The organism is Mannheimia sp. (assembly GCF_056854775.1).
Genome location: NZ_JBXGGI010000109.1, coordinates 1 through 2,542, shown reverse-complemented (window position 1 = coordinate 2,542; position 2,542 = coordinate 1). Strand labels below are relative to the sequence as shown.

Genomic DNA, 2,542 nt, shown 5'->3' with positions numbered 1-2,542 from the left:
TCTTGGCTAGATAAGCACGAAACAGTGTTTGCGATGCAAACCTTGCGAGATCAAATCGGGCAACACGTTTTCCCGATTCATCGTTTAGACCGCCCAACCTCCGGAGTACTTCTGTTTGCCCTAAACAGCGAAACGGCACGTTTAATGAGTGAACAATTTGAACAACATCAAATCCAAAAAAGCTATTTAGCGGTTGTGCGAGGTTATTTGCAAGGTGAGGCTCGGATTGATTATCCGCTGAAAGTGATTTTAGATAAAATCGCCGATAAATTTTCGCAAGAAAAAGAGGCTCAACAGGCAGTTACCGATTACAAAGGGTTAGCAACGGTGGAAATGCCTTATGCGGTTGGTAAACACCAAACCGCACGTTATAGTTTGGTGGAACTTTTTCCACAAACCGGGCGGAAGCACCAACTTCGTCGCCATTTGAAACATCTTTTCCACCCGATTATAGGGGATAGTAAATATGGCGATCTACACCAAAATCGAGCCTTAAACGAAAAATCAGGCGTGAGCCGTTTAATGTTACACGCCCATAAATTACAATTTCAGCACCCCAAAAATTTGCAAAAAATTGAGATAATTGCACCGCTTGATGAACAATGGCGACAACTCTTTACATTTTTTGACTGGAACTTTACGCAATACTATTAGACAAAGACGAGGAAGATATGGATAATTCACTTCTATCACTCACACACGAACAGCAACAAGCTGCCGTGGAAGAAATTCAAAAACTGATGGCAGAAGGTATAAGTGCCGGAGAAGCCATTCAAATTATTGCTAATCAATTAAGAGAAAAGCACCAAAAATCGGAGAAAATGAACAATGAATAAATTATTCACAGTACTTACCTTAGCGATGGTATCTCACTATAGTTTTGCAGCAGCAGAAAAGCCTGTTACTAAACCATTAGACGGGAAACCTGCTGTCGCAATACAGATTTTTGATGTAAGTGGTAAAGTTGCCAAACCAATTCAAGGCAACAAACTCAATATTGCTAAAAAACAAAATAGACTATGTTGGAACAGCATTAATGTGCCTGTAGAAGGTAAAGTGATGATTGCAGAAGCAATTTATGCTCCGGCAAAATCAAAAGCTATTTCTGAAGGTTCTCAGGTTCAAGCATCTCCAGATGGCACGAGTAATACTATTATTACCAATTTAAATAATGTAACCGAAAAATATCTGAGTCGTTGTTGGGACTTTGGCAAAACCGATCCCATCGGAAAATACAAAATGGACGTTCAAATTAACGACCAAGTTTTCAAAGGCTTAGAATTTGAAATTGTAAAATAAACAAAAACCACAGAGCAATCTGTGGTTTTTTACTATATTCTTTTTAAAATCGCTAAATTCGCCATTAAATAATCTTGGCTTTTCACAAACGCTTTCGAGTCTTCCCAGGTTTCTAACTTCTGATTTACGCATTGATTAAACCGCTCAAGCACGCTTGCTTTCTCTTCCGCAATACGAATAAAATCTGCCAGCTGTTGCTCCAATTTATAGCTATTTTCTTGTTGCATTGCATTTGCAATTTCTTGTTCAAATTTGGCCGCTTGTCCAACCAAATAGCCACGCTGAGCTTTACTTAAACTGCTTAGCCACATTCCGTCTGCTTTTGGCATTGCTTCAACTAAGTTAAATAAATCGCTTAAATTGCCTTGTTTTATTTCAAATTCCAACTCAGAAATAGCCTCTTCGCCATATCGGTTTTTAATTAAGCCTTGATCTAATGCTACTTCAATTTCAGACGTTCCAACCTTAAATAACCAAATTTGGCGAGTGAAATCCGTGCTAAAAATAGTTTGCAGACTATTAGCAATTTGCTCTGCATTCTCAAACGGCAAATTAAATTTTTCAACTAACGCAAGAAAATCAGGCTGATTAGTTGGAAGAGATAAATTATATTCAGGGCGAATATGTAATCCACCTACAATTTCGCCTTTGGTTTTAAGCGTAATCTCAAATTGATGGTTTTGCGAGCGAACTCGTAGTCCCATCTTCTGTGAAGCAAAAAACTGCTCTGGAGTGTCATAATAGCTATTGCCTAGCGTTTGGGATTTCTGCTCAAGCAATTCAAATGCTTTTACACTATTTAACCAATTTTCAATTAACGAAATGTTATGCGATTCGAGCATTATTTTCAGCTCAATTTCTGCTTGATTTTTGTTTTCCATTTCACACTACTCTACAACGTTGTATAATCAAGCGGTCATTTTATCAATAAATTTTGCAAAATGTTTTCTAAAATTCAGCATAAACTCAATAACTTTGTCCAACGTGGGCTAGACAACCATTTACGCCTTGCGGTTACAGGCTTAAGCCGTAGCGGGAAAACTGCCTTTATTACCAGTCTTGTTGATCAGCTTTTACATATCAACAAAGCAGGTAATACGCATTTGAATTTATTTGCTCCGGCTCGTAACGGGCAAATTCTGTCCGTTAAGCGAGTCGAACAGGGTGATTTAACCATTCCTCGTTTTGAATATGACAAAAACCGCCAATGCTTTGAAGCTAATCCGCCTCGTTGGTCAAATTC

At 38.4% G+C, this 2,542-nt stretch carries 5 protein-coding genes; 4 read left to right on the top strand and 1 reads right to left on the bottom strand.

Translation table 11 applies throughout. From position 1 onward, the window contains the following. The 3 genes from truC to ACJHV0_RS07770 all read left to right on the top strand — a co-directional run. Window positions 1-654: tRNA pseudouridine(65) synthase TruC (gene truC, locus ACJHV0_RS07780; protein ID WP_483133839.1), on the top strand; the 654-nt coding region annotated here is incomplete at its 5' end. 17 nt (window positions 655-671) lie between these two features. After that, window positions 672-836 (top strand): YoaH family protein, encoded by a 165-nt coding sequence (locus ACJHV0_RS07775; RefSeq protein ID WP_081732107.1) that lies wholly within the window; start codon window positions 672-674, stop codon window positions 834-836. After that, on the top strand, window positions 829-1,299 hold the full coding sequence (locus tag ACJHV0_RS07770) for a hypothetical protein (protein WP_483133838.1): 471 nt from the start codon (window positions 829-831) through the stop codon (window positions 1,297-1,299). The genes ACJHV0_RS07775 and ACJHV0_RS07770 overlap by 8 nt, the downstream gene beginning before the upstream one ends. A 32-nt stretch (window positions 1,300-1,331) precedes the next feature. Here ACJHV0_RS07770 and ACJHV0_RS07765 read toward each other — a convergent pair whose 3' ends face one another. Further along, on the bottom strand, window positions 1,332-2,180 hold the full coding sequence (locus tag ACJHV0_RS07765; RefSeq protein WP_483133837.1) for a CYTH domain-containing protein: 849 nt from the start codon (window positions 2,178-2,180) through the stop codon (window positions 1,332-1,334). Window positions 2,181-2,240: 60 nt separating this feature from the next. Between ACJHV0_RS07765 and ACJHV0_RS07760 the strand changes: the two genes are divergently transcribed. Next, a partial coding sequence (locus ACJHV0_RS07760; RefSeq protein ID WP_483133836.1) for a YcjX family protein occupies window positions 2,241-2,542 on the top strand: 302 nt, incomplete at its 3' end.

What these genes read in the sequence shown, in the direction of transcription:
- ACJHV0_RS07770 (WP_483133838.1), top strand. Translation starts at nt 829, where the DNA reads ATGAATAAATTATTCACAGTACTTACCTTAGCGATGGTATCTCACTAT.
- ACJHV0_RS07775 (WP_081732107.1), top strand. Translation starts at nt 672, where the DNA reads ATGGATAATTCACTTCTATCACTCACACACGAACAGCAACAAGCTGCC.
- ACJHV0_RS07765 (WP_483133837.1), bottom strand. Translation starts at nt 2,180, where the DNA reads ATGGAAAACAAAAATCAAGCAGAAATTGAGCTGAAAATAATGCTCGAA.